The organism is Dactylosporangium sp. CA-092794, from assembly GCF_050948465.1.
Taxonomy (GTDB): domain Bacteria; phylum Actinomycetota; class Actinomycetes; order Mycobacteriales; family Micromonosporaceae; genus Dactylosporangium.
In genome coordinates this window covers 7867382-7884037 of record NZ_CP192044.1, presented here as the reverse complement: position 1 = coordinate 7884037, position 16656 = coordinate 7867382, and the positions used below count along the sequence as shown (strand labels likewise).

Genomic DNA, 16656 nt, shown 5'->3' with positions numbered 1-16656 from the left:
CCGCACGCCCGCCCCGGGTCGACGGTCGTCAGGACAGCGGGGAGCGGCGGCGCCGCCACCAGCCGAGGAAGAGCGCGGCGCCGAGGCCGGCGGCCAGCGCCGACGTGCCGACGGTGACCGCGGTCATGCCCATGCCGGACTCGAAGGCCGAGGGCTTGGTGTTCGGGTTCTCCGCGGCCGGCGAGGCGCCCGTGCCGCCGGCGGTGCCACCGGTGACCGCTCCGCCGCCCGTGCCGCCACCTTTGTTGACCGCCGACGTGTTGGGCAGCGCGAGGTACGGGAACTCGCCCGAGAACGCGTTGTCGTTCGCGTCGACCTTGTCGCCGGCGGCCAGCGCGGCGACGGGCTTGCCGGTCACCGCCGCGCCCTCGACCGCCTGCAGCGAGATGTCCACGACGTCGTCGGTGAGCCGGCGGCCGTTGGGGAAGCCCTGCAGGTCGCCGCCGAGCACGCCGAGCCGGCTCGGCTGCGCGGTCACCGGGACGCCGAGGTTGAGCCGCAGCATCTCCGACGGGCGGAAGCCGGCCGGGTTGACGTCGGCGTTGTTGAGCTGCGAGTTGAGGTCCGCCTTGATCGGGCCGTTGGCCTTGGTGGTGATGCCGGTCAGGAAGATCTCGGTGAGGTCGTCGCGGGGCGTGGCCGGGGCCGGAACCTTGTAGATGCCCTCGATGAGCTTGGGCAGCTCCGGCTCGGTGACCCGCTTGACGACGGCCGGGATGCCGGCGTCCTTGTCCGGGCTGATCGAGTTGAACGCGTCCTTGAGCTCGGCCGGCACGACGACCTCGTTGACCAGCGGGTTGCCCAGCCGGGACACCTGCACCCGCTCGGCGTTGCGGATGTCGCCGCCGGCCGCGGCCGGGCCGGTGATCCGGGTCTTGGCCCGCTCGGTGGTGGTCCAGACGCCGATCACCGGGTTGCGCTTGGCGTCGCCCTTGAGCGCGACGTCGGAGAAGGGCACCTGCAGGGCGATGGTGTTGACGTTGTACCCGGCGAGGGTGTCCTGCCCGACCTCGCTCAGGTCGCCGCCGTAGAGCAGGTCGAAGACGCGCAGGTCGAGGAAGAACGGGTCGTCGGCCTGGCCGGCGTAGACGTTCCAGCCGCCCGGGAGGCGCTTGTTGGCGTCGGCGCGCAGCTTCGCGTAGTCCGGCATGGTGGCCGCGCCGACCCGGGACGGGGCGACCGGCGCGCCGGAGATGCGGGTCTTGAACGGCTCGCCGTGGAACGAGGATTCCAGGGTGTACGTCTGGCGGAACAGCAGGTTCTCGTCGTCGAGCGAGGTGACCGGGCCGTTGGCGTACAGGAACGTGTCGCCGCCGCGGTTGTCCACGTTCTGGAATGTCCACCGGAACACGGCGTCGGGCTTGGCGTCGCCGTCGCTGTCGACGTTGATGAGGTACACCGCGTCGGTGGCGAACGGGAAGAAGTTCGGCCCGCCGTTGGGCTCTTCGAACGGCTGCCAGTTGGCGATGAACGTGACGTAGCCGGCCCGTTCGGGGCTCACGAACGCGTAGAGGTCGGTGTTGTCCACCGCCGGGTCGGCGGCGATGAGCGGCGCCTCCCGGTGACTCGACGCGGACGAGGTGACCGGCCCGAGACCGGCGAGCGCGACGCCGGCGGCCACCACCGTGGCGGCGCCGGCCCGCAGGACGGTTGCGAGTCGCATCTGTGTGGTCCTCCCACATCCGGGGCGGTCCGGGCTGTCGAACCGCCTGCGGGAGGACTTCGGAGCACCACGCCCCGGTGGTGGGTCACTGTGAGATTGCCGTCAGCGACCCATCCGCCGCGTGACCGGCGCCGAATCCGTCGATTCAGCGCTTGACGCCGACCCCGCCGTAGCCGTGGGAGACCTGCTCGCCGCCGGCCGCGTCGGGCCGCCACCGGCCGATCCACACCAGGCCCGGGTCGACGAGGTCGTAGCCGGTGAAGAGCCGCTCGATGCCGGCCCTGGTGCGCGGGACGATCGGGGCGTTCGCTTGGCGGTACACCTGCCGCCCCTCCTGCGCGGGCGCCTCACCGACGCCGTCGAGCGTCAGGTGCGACACGACGAGGTGGCTGCCGGGCGCGGTGGCGTCGCGGAGCCGGGCGATGAGCCCCCACGGGTCGGTCTCGTCGGGGACGAAGTGCAGGATCGACACCAGCAGGATCGCGACCGGCTCGGCGAGGTCGAGGTGGTCGCGCACGTGCGGGTCGGCCAGCAGCGCCTCGGGCTCGCGCAGGTCGGCCAGCGCCACCGACACCCGCTCGTCGCCCTCGACCAGGGCGCGGGCCTGGGCGACGGCCACCGGGTCGTTGTCGACGTACACCACCCGGCCGTCGGTGTGCTCGTGCACGTTGCCCTGGGTCGGCAGCCCGGCGCCGATGTCGAGGAACTGCCGCACGCCGGCCTCCCGGCCCAGGTAGGCCACGGCCCGCTGCATGAACCGCCGGTTGGTCCGCGCCGCCGCCGGCGTGTCGGGAAAGATGGCCAGGATCTTCTCGGCGGCCTCCCGGTCGGTGGCGAAGTTGTGGTAGCCACCGAGGTAGTAGTCGTACATCCGGGCGACGTTCGGGACCGTGGCATCGATCGGCATAACCGTCACCCTACTGACCCCCGTGACTTTTGCTGTACGGCAAGTTCTTGTAAGGTGTACTCGTCCCACCTCGCACGGGTGAGTTCATCCTCGTGCGGCCGGGTCCCGTCCAGACAGCGGCGGGCCACCCGGAAGCGTGGCGACGCCGGAGGAACTGCGCCGGCGCTCAAGACATGGGCGCCGCAGCGTCACCCGACCGGATTCGAGCGCGCGTGCCCGCCTGCCCTGCCGCAGGGGTTCCCGCTCGTACACCACCGAAACCCCGGATGCGCGAGGCGTGCACCGGGACATGTCGTGGCGCCGGTCATGCGGTACCAGATGGAAAGGCTGAATCCTGCCATGAGCATTGACGTGCGGAGCACCCACCAGCACACCGACGAGCAGTCGCACGGCACCCGCGCGACCCGCGAGAACGACGCCCAGGCCCGGGCCCTGCTGTCGCTGCTGGCCGACCTGCCCGCCGGCACCGACCGGGATCGCGTGCGGGCGCGGCTGATCGAGCTGTACATCCCGCTCGCCGAGTACCTGGCTCGCCGGTTCCGCAACCGTGGCGAGCAGTTCGACGACCTGGTCCAGGTGGCCAACCTGGGCCTGATCAAGTCGGTCGACGGCTTCGACCCGACCCGCGGCGCCGCGTTCACCAGCTACGCGATCCCGATGATCGTCGGCGAGCTCAAGCGCCACTTCCGCGACAAGGGCTGGGACGTGCGCGTGCCGCGCCGCCTGCAGGAGCTGCGCCTGGAGATCGGCAAGGTCTCCGGCGACCTGGCCCAGCAACTGGGCCGCTCGCCGACGGTGACCGACCTCGCCGAGCGCCTGGGCGTGAGCGAGGAGGAGGTCATCGAGGGCCTCGACTGCGGCCAGGCCTACCGCGCGCTCTCCCTGGACGCCCCGGTCGGCGACGGCGGCGACGGCGGCGCGAACGGCCTCGGCGACCTGCTCGGCGGCGAGGACGCCGACATGGCGAACGTGGAGAACCGCGAGGCGCTGCGCCCGCTGCTGGCCAAGCTGCCGGAGCGCGAGCAGCGGATCATCGCGATGCGCTTCCACGGCAACCTGACCCAGTCGCAGATCGCCGCCGAGCTGGGCATCTCCCAGATGCACGTCTCCCGCCTGCTGGCCGGCGCCCTGCGCGCCCTGCGCGCGCAGCTCACCCACGAGGGCTGACGCTCACTCACACGGGGGCCCCCCCGCGCGCTTGCCGCGGGGGCGGGGCCGCGCGTCGTACCGTTTCCGGTGGGGGTGGGTGAAATGGGCAAATTGCCGGAATTGAAGTGGGTACTACGACCGAGCCGCGCGGACCTCGCCGAGCACGACGGCAAGGAGATCTACGCGTTCGGCGACACCGACGCCGCGGGCCGGGTGGAGGTCACGCTGACCGACGGCACGCGCGTGCGGGTGCGCCGCACGGAACTGATCCCGTGCTGAGCCCTGCACCGGACGGGACCCCGGTGCGCGCGGGGTCCTCGTGCTGAGGCTCTAGGGTGTCGGGGTGGGGAGCGACTTCGAGATCGTCTGCGAGATCGAGCCGCCGACGCGGCCGGACATCCGCCACGTGCGGCACCAGATCGGCGTGCTCGGCCCGGTGGCGCACGCGTTCCTCATCCCCGACAACCACATCGGCCGGGCCACCGTGTCCAGCATCGCGGTCGCGCACGAGGTGGCCGCGATGGGCGGGCGCAGCATCGCCTGCCTGAACTCCCGCGACCGCAACCTGCTGGGCTTCCAGCGCGACATGCTCACCGCCGCCGCCTACGGCGTGGACGAGTTCCTGTTCGTGCACGGCGACAAGCCCACCGCCGGCGACCGCGCCGCCGACCTCACCGTGCGCACGATGATGGCCGAGGCCCGCTCGATGGGGGAGCGCCCCGGCTTCACCCGCCCCCGCATCGGCGTGGCCGCGGGCCTGCGCCGCGTGCCGTCCTGGAAGCGCGACGCCGACTTCGTCTTCGCCCAGATGTCCTTCTCCCTCGACGCCCTGCTGCGCTGGCGCGACGAGACGGCCCTGACCCAGCCGGTGTACGCCGGCGTGCTGGTCCTGGCCAGCGCCGGGATGGCCCGCCGGCTGTCGGCGACGATCCCGGACATCGACATCCCGTCCGCCCTCGTCGACCGCGTCGAGGCCGACCCCCGCCACGGCGTGGCCGCCGCCTGCGAACACCTCGAGGCCGTCCGCGCCACCGGCGCCTTCGCCGGCGTGCACCTGGTCACCGTCTCCCGCTACCGCGAGATCGCCCTCGCCCTCGAGCCCTGAAGCCGCGCGAGGGGTCGCCGGGGGTAGCGTCGCGCGGGTGGAGCGGGGTTCGGCGCGGTGGACGGCGGCGGTGCGGGCGCGGGAGTCGGCGCGGCCGGATCGGCTGTTCGAGGACCCGTGGGCGGAGGTGCTCGCCGGCGGGGCCGATGCCGGGCCGGACAACCCGTTCCTGGTCGTGCGCACGCGGTACTTCGACGACGCCGTCACCGCGGCCGGGTGGCTGCGGCAGCTCGTCCTGCTCGGCGCCGGGCTCGACACCCGGGCCTGGCGGCTGCCGCTGCCGGCCGGCGCGACCGTGTTCGAGGTGGACCTGCCCGTGCTGCTGGCCGCCAAGCACGAGCGGATCCCGGCCCGGCCCGGGTGCGCGGTGCGGATCGTCGAGGCGGACCTGCGCGGCGACTGGGGGCCGGCGCTGCTCGGCGCCGGCTTCGACCCGGGCGCGCCGACCCTGTGGCTGGCCGAGGGGCTGCTGTTCCACCTGCCCGCGGCAGCGGTCGGTCCGCTGCTGGCCGGTGCCGCCGCGCTGACCGGCGGCGGGCGGTTCCTGGCCGACGTGTTCGGCACGGGGCTGCTCCGGCTGCCGTCGCTCCAGCCGATGATCGAGTCGCGGCGGCGGTACCACCTGAGCCCGCCCTTCTGCACGGACGACCCGGCGGGACTGTTCCGCGACGCCGGCTGGGCGGACGTGACGTGGGACCTCGCCGGCTCGCCGGCCGCGAACCACGGCCGGCTGACCGGGCGGGCCGAGCCGGACGACCCGGGGATGCGGACCTACCTGGTGGCCGCCGCCGTGTAGGCGTCGATCTCGGCCAGCAGCGCGGCCTTGCCCGGCTCGTCCAGGAACGAGTGCCGCACCCCGGCCCGTGCCAGGTCGGCCACCCCGGCCCGGGACAGGCCCAGCAGCCGCGCCGCCACCAGGTACTCCTGGTTGAGCGTGGTGGAGAACATCGGCGGGTCGTCGGAGTTGATCGTGATCGGCACCCCGGCGGCGACCAGGGTGGGCAGCGGGTGCTCCGCCAGCGACGGCACCGAGCGGGTGCAGACGTTGGAGGTCGGGCACACCTCCAGCGCGATGTCGTGCTCGCGCAGGTGGGCCAGCAGCTCCGGGTCCTGGGCGGCGGCGATGCCGTGGCCGATGCGCTCGGCGCCGAGGTGGCGCAGGGCGTCCCAGACCGTGGCCGGGCCGGTGGACTCGCCGGCGTGCGGGGCGCTGCGCAGCCCGGCGGCGCGGGCGGCGGCGAAGTGCGGGGCGAACCACTCCCGCGGCACGCCCCGCTCGGGTCCGCCGAGGCCGAAGCTGACCAGGCCGGCGGGGCGCTGCTTGAGCGCCGTCTCCAGGGTCACGTCCGCCGACGGCACGCCGGCCTCGCCGGGGATGTCGAAGCACCAGCGCAGCTCGACGCCGTGGTCGCGGGCCACCCGGGCGCGGGCGTCCTCGACCGCCTCGCAGTAGGCCTCGGCGGGGATGCCGCGGATGATCGACGAGTACGGCGTCAAGGTCAGCTCGGCGTAGCGGACGCTCTGCGCGGCCAGCCCGGCGCCGATGTCGTAGGTCAGCGTCGCCACGTCCTCGGCGTCGCGGATCAGGTCCACGACGGTGAGGTACACCTCGATGAAATGCGCGAAGTCGGTGAACGTGAAGTAGTCGGCCAGCAGCTGCGGATCGGCCGGCACCGGGGTGTCGCCCGCGTGGCGCTCGGCGAGCCGGGCGACCGTCTGCGGCGTCGCCGAGCCGACGTGATGGACGTGCAGCTCGGCCTTTGGCAGGCCGGCTACGAAGGCGGCGAGCTCGTCGTCAGGTGGGGTGTGCATCGACCCGACCGTAGCAAAGCCGCCGCGCCGGCCGGGTCGCGCGTTCCCGGTCAGCGGCGGCATGGCTTCGGTCGGGTCGGCGCGGCTCGCCCGGCCCAGCCGTGCCTGCTCCATCACAGCATCCCGCCTCTTGTGCACCGATCGGTACCGAAGTGCTAGGGTCTCATTCGGCACCGATCGGTGCCGAAATACGTGCAGGTCAGCGATGCTCCGCTACCGAGCGGTGCAGCAGGAAGGGGCAATCCGATGACCGAGAACGGTCTGCGCGACTGGTACATGCGCTACGCCGCGGCGCTCAACGCCCATGAGTTCGACGGCATGGACGAGTTCATCAATGACGAGGTCCTGCTGGGCGGCGAGCCCGGCACCCGGGACGCCGTCGTCAGGGTCCTGAAGGGCATCGTCGACGCCGTTCCGGACATTCACTGGGAGCTCAAGGAACTGCTGTTCGACCGGGACGGCATCGCCGTCCGCGCGATCAACACCGGCACTCCGGTGAAGGAGTGGCTCGGTGTTCCTCCTTCCGGCGCCTCGTTCGAGATCGTCGAGTACGCCATCTACAAGGTCAGGGACGGCCGATTCGTCCAGATGACGAACCTGCACGATTCGGCCGAGCTGCTCCGGCAACTGACCACCGGTGCGGCCACCGCGGTCCGGCCGTAAGTCTCCGTGATCATGCTGAGGCCGGTCCGACGCCACCGGTTTGTCGTGATCCCGGAGCCTTAATGTACCTATATGTACACTTTCATTCCGTGATCATGGGAAACGCCTGGTATGGGCGAGTAGTCCGGCATGATCACGGAGACTTATGGTCGCGCCGGCCCTGGCCTCAGCCCGGCCGCCGCCGCCCAGGCCCGGCGCCCGGGAACTGGACTCCGAAGCGTTACAGGGCGTCGACGCGGTGTAGCAAGGTTGGAAGGGGCAAAAAAATCTGATCGGGCTGTCGATTCGGTCGCGGTCTGATTGACGTAGAGGTGACAGTGACACCACTACGCAGCTCAAGGAGAGTCCGATGGCTCAGTATCTGATCCTGATCTACGAGGACGAGACCGGCTACGAGAACCCCGACCCCGCCGTCTGGGAGCAGGCGATGGTCGCGCACAACCGGTTCGCCGAGCAGGTTGGTGAGCTCGGTGGCACGCTCGTGGGCGGTAACGCGCTCCAGCCGACGCCGACCGCGACCTCGATTCGTGGCGACGTGGTCACCGATGGGCCGTTCGTGGAGACCAAGGAGGTGCTCGGCGGTTATTACCTGATCGAGGCGAAGGACCTCGACCAGGCGCTGGAGATCGCCAAGCTGTGCCCGGCGCCGTTCGGCGGCGTCGAGGTCCGCCCGGTGATGGTCTTCGAGTAGCGAGCGCCGAAAGAGTAGCGAGTTGCCGGAAGCGTAGCGAGTTGCCGGAAGAGTAGCGAGTTGGCGGAAGCGGCCGACGTCCGGTCGGCGATCGCCGACGCGCACCGTCGCGAGTGGGCCCGGGTGCTCGCCGCGACGGTGCGTGTCGCGCGTGACCTCGACCTGGCCGAGGAGTGCGTGCAGGACGCCTACGTGTCGGCCATGGACGCCTGGCTGCGCCAGGGCGTGCCGGACAACCCGGGTGCGTGGTTGACGACGGCCGCCCAGCGCCGCGCCCTGAACGCGCACAAGCGGGCGGCAACACTGCGCTCAAAACTCCCGCTGCTCGTCGTACCCGAAATATCGGAAATATCCGAAATGTCGACCTTTCCCGACGACCGGCTCCGCCTGGTGTTCACGTGTTGCCATCCCGCGCTGGCGCGCGAAGCACAGCTCGCGCTCACGCTGCGGCTGGTGTGCGGGCTAACCACGGCCGAGATCGCGCACGCGTTCCTGGTCAGCGAGCCCACGATGGCCGCCCGGGTGACCCGGGCGAAGAAGAAGATCGCCGCGGCCCGCATCCCCTACCGGGTGCCCACCGCCGAGGAGCTGCCGGAGCGCCTCGACGCCGTGCTCACCGTCGTCCACCTCGTGTTCACCACCGGCCACGCCGCCCCGACCGGGCCCGACCTGCTGCGCCCGGACCTGGTCGAGCGGGCCCTGGACCTGGCCCGGACGCTGTGTGCGCTGATGCCCGACGAGCGCGAGGCGACCGGCCTGCTGGCGCTGATGCTGCTGCACGACGCCCGCCGCGCCACCCGAGTCGGCCCGGACGGGCACCTGTTGCTGCTGGAGGAGCAGGACCGCGGGCAGTGGGACCGGCCCGGGATCGAGGAGGGCCTGGGGCTGGTCCGCGCGGCGCTGCGCGGCGGCCGGCCGGGCCGCTTCGCGCTGCAGGCGACGATCGCCGCGCTCTACACCGAGGCCCCGGCCTACGCCCTGACCGACTGGAAGCAGCTGCGCGACGTGTACGACCTGCTCCTGGCCGCCTGGCCGTCGCCGGTGGTGGCGCTGAACCGGGCCGTGGTCGTGGCGATGCTCGACGGCCCGGCGGCCGGCCTGGCGCTGATCGACGGCCTGGCCACCGACCCGCGCCTGGCGGGCTACCACTACCTGCACGCGGCCCGGGCCGACCTGCTGCGCCGGCTGGGCCGCACCCGGCAGGCCCGGGACGCCTACGAGTCCGCGATCGCCCGGTGCGAGAACGAGGTCGAGCGCGCCTTCCTGCGGCGGCGCCGGGACGGGCTGGAAAACACGGACGGACCGGCACCCCACTCCCCGGGGTGACCGGCCCGCCCGTGGTGCCGCGGCGCGGCCCGTGGCTGTACCGGCGCGGCGGTCGTGCGAGTGGAAGACTCAGGCGGCGGTGTCGCCGATCTGGTGCTTTGCGGGCTTGATCAACGACGCGAGCGCGCCGATCACGGCCATCGCGATGGCCAGCCAGAACACGATCACCAGGCCGTCGTGGAACGGGCCCGCGACCAGGTGCGGGAAGAACTCCCGGCCGGTCAGCGTCGCCGCGTTGTCCGGCGGAAGCTGGCCGAGCAGCTGCGGGCCGAGCAGGGACTGGATCGGGTTGTACCCGAGGAACGCGGCGAACAGCGTGCCCACCGGCGGCAGCCCGGCGATCTGGTTCGCCGCCGCGGCCGGCACACCCTGGGAGGTCAGGCCGGTGCTGAGCGTGCTCGGCAGCGAGCTGGACAGGCCGGCGATCATGAGCGAGAAGAACACGCCGATGGACAGCACCATGCCGGCGTTCTGGAAGGTGGCCCGCATGCCCGACGCGGCGCCGCGCAGGTGGGCCGGGACGCTGGACATGATCTGCGATGTGTTGGGCGCGGCGAACAGGCCGCCGCCGAGCCCGTTGAGGAAGACCAGCAGCGCGAACGCCCAGTAGCTGAAGTCGGTCGGCAGGATCAGCAGGCCGCCGAAGGACAGCGCCATGACGAGCAGGCCGACGGCGCCGAAGAGCCGGGGGCCGTATTTGTCCGACAGGTGCCCGGAGATGGGCCCGGCGGCGAGGAAGCCCACGGTGAGCGGCAGCAGGTAGATGCCGGCCCACAGGGGCGTGGACTCGTAGCTGTAGCCGTGCAGCGGCAGCCAGATGCCCTGCAGCCAGATGATCAGCATGAACTGCAGGCCGCCGCGGGCGATGGCGGCGAGCAGGCCGGCCACGTTGCCCGAGGAGAACGCCCGGATCTTGAACAGGCCGAGCGGGAACATCGGCTCGGCGACGTGCCGCTCGATGAGCGCGAACACGCCCAGGATCGCCACGCCGCCGATCAGGCCGGCGAGCACCCACGGGTTGGTCCAGCCCTGGCTGTGGCCGCCGTAGGGCTGGATGCCGTAGGTGATGCCGGCCAGCAGCGCGGTGAGCCCGGCGGCGAAGGTCAGGTTGCCCCACCAGTCGATGCGCCCGGGCCGGCGCAGGCCGGTGTCGTGGAGGGAGCGGTACGCCCAGAGCGTGCCGATGACGCCGATGGGCACGTTGACCCAGAAGATCGCGCGCCAGTCCCACTCGGCGAGCACGCCGCCGACGACCAGGCCGATGAAGGAGCCGGCGATGCCGGCGACGATGTTGACGCCCAGCGCCATGCCGCGCTGCGCGGCCGGGAACGCGTCGGTGAGGATCGCCGCGGAGTTGGCCATCAGCATCGCGCCGCCGACGGCCTGCAGCACCCGCCAGCCGATGAGCCACAGGGCGCCGTTGCCGCCGTTGAACGGGTCCAGCGACAGGGCGATCGAGGTGATGGTGAACAGCGCGAAGCCGAGGTTGTAGATGCGCACCCGGCCGAACATGTCGCCCAGCCGCCCCAGGGTCACCACCAGCACCGCGCTGACGAGCATGTACCCCATCAGCATCCACAGCAGGTAGGAAACGTTGCCCGGGCTGAGCGGGTTGAGGTGGATGCCGTTGAAGATGGCCGGCAGCGAGATCAGCACGATCGACGAGTTGATCGTGGCGATGAGCATGCCGAGCGTGGTGTTGGACAGCGCCACCCACTTGTAGTGCGGGTGGTCGGCGCCGGCGGCCAGCGCCCCGCGGAAGCCGGACTTCTTCGACGCCTCAAGTGTGTCGGTCACTTGGCGAGCCTCTCCAGCGCCGGCAGCGCAGCCGCGATCAGCGCCTCGTCTTCTTCGGACAGGTCCACGAGCAGTCCGGCGAGGTGCTCCGCGCGCACGGCGCGGCGCCGGGCGAGCAGCTCGACGCCGGCCTGCGTCACCCGCACCAGCACGACCCGGCCGTCGGCGGGGTCGGTGGCCCGGTCGGCCAGCCCCTCCCGCTCCAGGCGCTGCACGAGCTGGGTCATCGCGGGCTGGGTGACGCCCTCCGCGGTGGCGAGCTCGGTGAGCCGCCGTGGTCCTTCGCGCTCCAGGCGCCGCAGCGTCGAGGCGGCCGTGAGACTGATGTCGTTCGGGGGGTTGCCCTGCCGCAGGAGGCTGAAGACCCGTTCGATGGCGACCGTCAGCCGCGCAGGATCCAATGCGGTACGAGCAGCGGGCATGTCTCCATTCGTATCACGCGCTTATAGAAGTGGCTTATGCAATGCGACCTAGTTCACCCCCGCTTGACAAAGAATGAAGCCGGTCGATGCGCAGGCTCGCGCACCGACCGGCCACCTCCGCGTCAGATGCAGTTCGGGTTCTCCACGATCGTCAGCCCGTCGACCAGGTTGCCGTAGCCCGGGTCGGTCGCGGCGCTGTCCACCGCGGTGAGGGTCACCCGGGTCGAGGTCTGGCCGGGGCCGGTCTTGTACCAGCCGTGGAGCCGCTTCCAGCGCACGTCGTCGGAGGAGTTGGCATAGGCGAACGCCGAGCCGACGCCGTTGACGCTGCCGTCGTCCTTCGGGGTCTTGCCGAAATGGATCTGCGTCGCGTCGATGTCCTTGCCGCCCGAGGAGTCCCGGGCCCGGATCCAGAACGACCAGTAGATGCGGGTGTTGGGCCTGGTCTTGATGTCCTGGTAGATCGAGTTGCCCTGGCCGGTCGCGTTGAGCTCGGCGAACTGCGTGCCGAAGCGGGCCGGCACGCCCATCGCGCCGCTCCAGATCTCGATCTTCCCGGCCGGGTCGTCGGTACCCCACGCCGGGACGTCGTCCTCGTCGAACAGGTTGTACTTCTTGCCGCCGAGCTTGGGCGTCTCGAAGCCGCCGTTCACGGTCAGCTCCTTGCACGCGGGCCCGGGGCCGGGCCCGGGCCGGGCGGCCTGGAATGTGGCGCTCCCGCCCCCGGCGGCCTCGGCCGCGTGCGCCGGCGCGCCCAGCAGCGTCGCCAGCATGGTGGTCGCCCCGATCACCGGCAGCATCCGGTTGTGCTTGAGCATGGTGGTTCCCCCGTCGTCCGCCACGGCTGCGCTGCCGTGGCACCTCCGACGCAGAGCCAAACACGCCGGTCGCCGCGAGACCCGGCAGATGAGAGAATTTCCGCATTTCGGGCACAGTTGTCTGCCCGAGTGCGGGGGCCGGGCTCAGCCCAGCAGGGCGGCGGCGAGCTCGCGGGAGGCGCGCTGCACGCTGGCGGCCACGTCCTCGGTGTGCTCGTCGGTGAGCCGGGACAGGGGCACCGCGACGCTGATCGCGTCGGTCACCGGCTGCCGCCCGGTCTGCACCGCCGCGGCCACGCAGCCCACGCCCGGCACCAGCTCGCCGCGCTCGTAGGCCCAGCCGCGCACCCGGGCCTCGCCCAGCGCCCGGTAGACCGCGACCCGGTCGACCGCCGAGTCGACGGTGTGCGCCTCCACGCCCGCGTCGAGCATCGCGTCGACCTCGCCCCGGTTGCGCTGGGCCATGATGGCCCGGCCGCTGGCCGAGGCGAGTGCCGGATAGCGCCGCCCGATCTGCGGCCCGGCCGGGTCGTGCGAGGCCTCCCGGCTGGCCAGGCAGACGATCGCGGTGCCGTCCAGGCGCACCAGCCGCACCGACTCGTCGAGCTGGTCGCGCACCCGGGTCAGGATCGGCCCGGCCAGCCGCGTGGTCCGGTCGCCGTAGAGGTAGGCGCTGCCCGGCCGCAACGCGCCGACGCCGATCGCGTAGGAGGTGCCCTCCGGGTCGGCCTCGACCCAGCCGCGGGCCACGAGCCGGTCCAGCCGGCCGCGCAGCACGCCCTCGGGCAGCCCGAGCTGGCGGACGAGGGCGTCGAACGTCACCCTGTCGGGCGCGGCGGCCAGCCGCTCCAGCAGGTCCAGGGTTGGGCTCTCATCGGCCATTCGGACCGCGTTTCCCCTCGGCCGGGACGGCAAACGCCCCGGGGGATTTTCGATGCATGATCGTTATGTTGAACCGTTCCAGATTCTATCCCTGCTGTCACGGTTTAGCGCAGGCCAATGCGCCACCTCGCGGCCCGGCTGCTCAGCGTTCCGTCCGGTGGCCCGGTTTGACCAGCGGAAAGGGCAGCGTCTCGCGGATCGTCCGGCCGGTCAGCAACATGACAAGGCGGTCCACGCCCAGCCCGAGCCCGCCGCTGGGCGGCATCGCGAACTCGAAGGCGTCGAGGAAGTCCTCGTCGAGCTCCATCGCCTCCGGGTCGCCGGCCGCGGCCCGCAGCGACTGGGCGGTCAGCCGGGCCCGCAGCTCGACCGGGTCGACCAGCTCGGTATAGGCGGTGCCCAGCTCCATGCCGAAGGCGACCAGGTCCCAGCGCTCGGCCAGGCGAGCATCCTGGCGGTGCTGGCGGGTCAGCGGCGAGACGTCCACCGGGAAGTCGGTGTAGAAGGTCGGGCCCACGGTCGCGCTCTCCACCAGGTGCTCGTAGAGCTCCAGCACCAGTTGCCCGTGCGTCCAGGCTTCCTGCCACGGTACCTGGAGCTTCTCCGCGAGCTCGCGCAGTTCCGCCACCGAGGTGCCGGGGGTGAGCTCGGCGCCGGCGGCGTCGCTGACCGCGGTGTAGACCGGCACGACCGGCCACTCGTCGCGCAGGTCGACGACGGTCCCGCCGCGCTCGAGCACCGGCCGGTCGCCGGCCGCGGCCAGGATCAGCTCCCGGACCAGGGCGCGCATCGTGGTGTAGTCGCCGTACGCCTCGTAGGCCTCCAGCATCGTGAACTCGGGGTTGTGGGTGGCGTCGACGCCCTCGTTGCGGAAGTTGCGGCCGATCTCGAAGAGCCGCTCGACGCCGCCGACGGCGAGCCGCTTGAGGTACAGCTCCGGCGCGATGCGCAGGTAGAGGCGCATGTCGTAGGCGTTGCTGTGGGTCACGAACGGCCGGGCGTTGGCGCCGCCGTGCACCGGCTGCAGCACGGGCGTCTCCACCTCGACGAAGCCTCGCCCGTGCAGCGCGCTGCGCAGCGCGAACGTCACCGCCGAGCGGGTGCGCACCAGGTCGCGGGCCGGGCGGTTGACGATCAGGTCGACGTGCCGCTGGCGGACCAGCGCCTCCGGGTCGGCCATGCCCCGGTGCTTGTCCGGCAGCGGGTGCAGGCACTTCGCGGTCAGCCGCCAGCCGTCGGCGAAGACCGACAGCTCACCCCGCTTCGACGTGCCCACCTCGCCGGTCACGCCGACGTGGTCGCCGAGGTCGACGGTGCCGGCGAACCCGGGGTCGCGCAGGATCACCTGCAGGTCGCCGGTCCAGTCGCGCAGCGTGGCGAAGCACAGGGCGCCGTGGTCGCGCAGCCGCACCACCCGCCCGGCGACGGCGACCCGGTCGCCGGTGTGCGCGTCCGGCCCCAGTGCCGGGTGCGCCGCGCGGACCTGCGCCAGCTCGTGGGTGCGGGGGAAGCCCGGCGGGTAGGGCTCGACGCCCGCGGCCCGCAGCGCGTCGAGCTTCGCCAGCCGCACCCGGACCTGCTCCGGCCGGCGCGGCTCGGGCGGCGCGGCCAGCCGCAGCGTCTCCGACTCCGGCATGATCAGCTCGCGGCGGTCGCCGACGAACGGCGCGGTCACGCCCCGGCGCAGCAGCGTGCGCAGCCGCGGTACCACCACGAAACCCTCGGCGGCGGCGGAGGCCAGCCCGACCTTGGGCAGGTCCCGCACGTCCTCGAAGCACAGGAACCGGGGCAGCCACTGCGGGTGGTACTTCACGTTCGAGCGGTACAGCGACTCCAGCTGGAACCAGTGCGACGCCATCAGCAGCACCGTCCGCCACAGCCGCAGCACCGGCCCCGCGCCGATGCGCGCGCCCTCCTCGAACACCGCCCGGAACACCGCGAAGTTCAGCGACACCCGGTGCACCCCGATGCGCGGCGCCTCCCGCATGAGCGCGGCCACCATGTACTCGATCAGCCCGTTGTCCGACGAGCGGTCGCGGCGCATCAGGTCCAGCGACAGCCCGCCGATCCCCCACGGGGTGAACGACAGCAGCGCCACCTCCCGCCCGTCGCGATCGTGCGCCTCGACCAGCACGCACCGGCCGTCGTTGGGGTCGCCGAGGCGGCCCAGCGCCATCGAGAAGCCGCGCTCGGTCTCGGTGTCGCGCCAGCGGGCGGCGAGCTCGATGGTGTGGGCCATCTCCTCGGCGGGGATGTCGGCGTGCCGGCGGATGCGCACCGTGTAGCCGGCCCGCTCGACCCGGTGCACCGCCTGGCGTACCTGGCGCAGCCGCGGCGCGTCCAGGTCGAAGTCGCGCACGTGCAGGATGGCCTCGTCGCCGAGCTCGATGACCCGCAGGCCGGCCCGGGCGTACGCGGTGGCGGCCTCCTCGCTCGCGCCCATCGCGGCCGGCGTCCAGGCGTACTCCCGCGCCTCCCGCAGCCACGCCTCGATCGCCGGCGGCCAGGCGTCCGGCTCGCCCAGCGGGTCGCCGCTGGCCAGCGACACCCCGAACACCACGCGGTAGGTCAGCGCCGAGCGGCCCGACGGGGACAGGATGACCTCCTTGTCCCGGCGGGTGGCGAAGTAGCCCAGCGAGTCGCGCTCGCCGTGCTCGGCGAGCAGCCGGCGCACGGTGCGCTCCTGGTCCTCGTCCAGCGTGGCGATCAGCCGCTGCGAGCGCAGCAGCGCGAACAGGGCGGAGAACAGCGCGATCGCGCCGAACGTGCCGAGCACCAGGTTGACCCAGCCGGGCGCGCGCCCGTGCCGGCCCACGTCGAAGGCGAACGCGCCGCCGAGCACGATCCGGCCGCTGTACCCCAGCCGCGCGATCCCCGGCCCGAGCGAGCCCGGGAACAGCTCCAGCAGGCCCCAGCCGACCAGTGTGAAGGCGAGCAGCAGCACACCCAGCGTGACGAGGGCCTTGGGCAGGCTGGCCCGCTGGACCCGGGCCCGGAACTCGCCCCGGCCCAGCCACAGCAGGCCGAGCAGCGCGGCGGTCACGATCAGGTTGGTCGTCGCCGCCGCCACCCCGTGCCAGGGCAGGTGCAGCTCGTGCGCCTCCTCGCCGCGCTCGCCGACGTCGAGCAGCACGAACGCGTCGTAGAGGCCCTGCAGCGCGAAGATGATCGCCAGCAGCCACAGGGTGATGTGCTTGCGGTTGTGCACGCCCGCGGCGAGCGTCACCAGAAACGCGGCGTAGCCGACGTTCGGCGGCGCAGGGATCAGCAGCGCGTCGACGCTGGCCCGCAGCGGATGCACCCGCGCACCGAGCGCCGCGCTGACCGCGGCGACCGCGCACAGGGCGGCCACGAGCAACAGTCCGACGGCGAACCAATCCGGGATTCGGGCACGCTTCACCGGGACATCATGCCCCCGACA

15 protein-coding genes are annotated in these 16656 nt (G+C 72.4%); 7 read left to right on the top strand and 8 right to left on the bottom strand.

What is annotated here, in order from left to right; genetic code table 11:
• Nucleotides 1–28 precede the first annotated feature (28 nt).
• A complete protein-coding gene (locus ACQPXD_RS33595; protein WP_432825351.1) occupies nt 29–1663 on the bottom strand; it encodes a DUF4331 domain-containing protein in 1635 nt (544 codons plus the stop codon).
• 145 nt (nt 1664–1808) lie between these two features.
• Nucleotides 1809–2570, bottom strand: coding sequence for an SAM-dependent methyltransferase (locus ACQPXD_RS33590; RefSeq protein WP_432825350.1), 762 nt, complete (start codon nt 2568–2570; stop codon nt 1809–1811).
• Nucleotides 2571–2909: 339 nt separating this feature from the next.
• Between ACQPXD_RS33590 and ACQPXD_RS33585 the strand changes: the two genes are divergently transcribed.
• The 4 genes from ACQPXD_RS33585 (at nt 2910) to ACQPXD_RS33570 (ending at nt 5620) form a co-directional block, all read left to right on the top strand.
• Nucleotides 2910–3737, top strand: coding sequence for an RNA polymerase sigma factor SigF (locus ACQPXD_RS33585; protein WP_432825349.1), 828 nt, complete (start codon nt 2910–2912; stop codon nt 3735–3737).
• Nucleotides 3738–3821: 84 nt separating this feature from the next.
• Nucleotides 3822–3998 carry a hypothetical protein gene (locus tag ACQPXD_RS33580; RefSeq protein ID WP_432825348.1) on the top strand — a complete coding sequence of 59 codons (177 nt, stop codon included), beginning with the start codon at nt 3822–3824 and terminating at the stop codon, nt 3996–3998.
• Nucleotides 3999–4062: 64 nt separating this feature from the next.
• Nucleotides 4063–4824 carry a methylenetetrahydrofolate reductase gene (locus ACQPXD_RS33575; RefSeq protein ID WP_432825347.1) on the top strand — a complete coding sequence of 254 codons (762 nt, stop codon included), beginning with the start codon at nt 4063–4065 and terminating at the stop codon, nt 4822–4824.
• A gap of 37 nt (nt 4825–4861) precedes the next feature.
• Entirely contained in the window at nt 4862–5620 is a 759-nt protein-coding gene (locus ACQPXD_RS33570) for an SAM-dependent methyltransferase (protein ID WP_432825346.1), read from the top strand.
• Here ACQPXD_RS33570 and ACQPXD_RS33565 read toward each other — a convergent pair.
• The gene (locus ACQPXD_RS33565; RefSeq protein WP_432825345.1) at nt 5596–6636 is read right to left on the bottom strand and encodes an adenosine deaminase; all 1041 of its coding nucleotides are present in this window, start codon (nt 6634–6636) and stop codon (nt 5596–5598) included. The two genes, ACQPXD_RS33570 and ACQPXD_RS33565, sit on opposite strands and share 25 nt — an antisense overlap.
• 246 nt (nt 6637–6882) lie before the next feature.
• Between ACQPXD_RS33565 and ACQPXD_RS33560 the strand changes: the two genes are divergently transcribed.
• The 3 genes from ACQPXD_RS33560 (at nt 6883) to ACQPXD_RS33550 (ending at nt 9316) form a co-directional block, all read left to right on the top strand.
• Complete coding sequence (locus ACQPXD_RS33560) at nt 6883–7299, top strand: ester cyclase (RefSeq protein ID WP_432825344.1); 417 nt, start codon at nt 6883–6885, stop codon at nt 7297–7299.
• Nucleotides 7300–7648: 349 nt separating this feature from the next.
• Nucleotides 7649–7990, top strand: coding sequence for a YciI family protein (locus tag ACQPXD_RS33555; RefSeq protein ID WP_432825343.1), 342 nt, complete (start codon nt 7649–7651; stop codon nt 7988–7990).
• A 123-nt stretch (nt 7991–8113) separates the two neighbouring features.
• Nucleotides 8114–9316 (top strand): RNA polymerase sigma factor, encoded by a 1203-nt coding sequence (locus ACQPXD_RS33550; RefSeq protein WP_432844060.1) that lies wholly within the window; start codon nt 8114–8116, stop codon nt 9314–9316.
• Between the two features lie 69 nt (nt 9317–9385).
• Here ACQPXD_RS33550 and ACQPXD_RS33545 read toward each other — a convergent pair whose 3' ends face one another.
• From ACQPXD_RS33545 to lysX, 5 genes are all read right to left on the bottom strand, one after another.
• A complete protein-coding gene (locus ACQPXD_RS33545; RefSeq protein WP_432825342.1) occupies nt 9386–11113 on the bottom strand; it encodes an MFS transporter in 1728 nt (575 codons plus the stop codon).
• Nucleotides 11110–11535 (bottom strand): MarR family winged helix-turn-helix transcriptional regulator, encoded by a 426-nt coding sequence (locus ACQPXD_RS33540; RefSeq protein WP_432825341.1) that lies wholly within the window; start codon nt 11533–11535, stop codon nt 11110–11112. Before ACQPXD_RS33540 ends, ACQPXD_RS33545 begins: the two co-directional genes overlap by 4 nt.
• A 122-nt stretch (nt 11536–11657) precedes the next feature.
• On the bottom strand, nt 11658–12353 hold the full coding sequence (locus tag ACQPXD_RS33535; RefSeq protein ID WP_432825340.1) for a hypothetical protein: 696 nt from the start codon (nt 12351–12353) through the stop codon (nt 11658–11660).
• 144 nt (nt 12354–12497) lie between these two features.
• On the bottom strand, nt 12498–13235 hold the full coding sequence (locus tag ACQPXD_RS33530) for an IclR family transcriptional regulator (protein ID WP_432825339.1): 738 nt from the start codon (nt 13233–13235) through the stop codon (nt 12498–12500).
• Between the two features lie 142 nt (nt 13236–13377).
• On the bottom strand, nt 13378–16587 hold the full coding sequence (gene lysX, locus ACQPXD_RS33525) for a bifunctional lysylphosphatidylglycerol synthetase/lysine--tRNA ligase LysX (RefSeq protein WP_432844058.1): 3210 nt from the start codon (nt 16585–16587) through the stop codon (nt 13378–13380).
• Between the last annotated feature and the right edge of the window lie 69 nt (nt 16588–16656).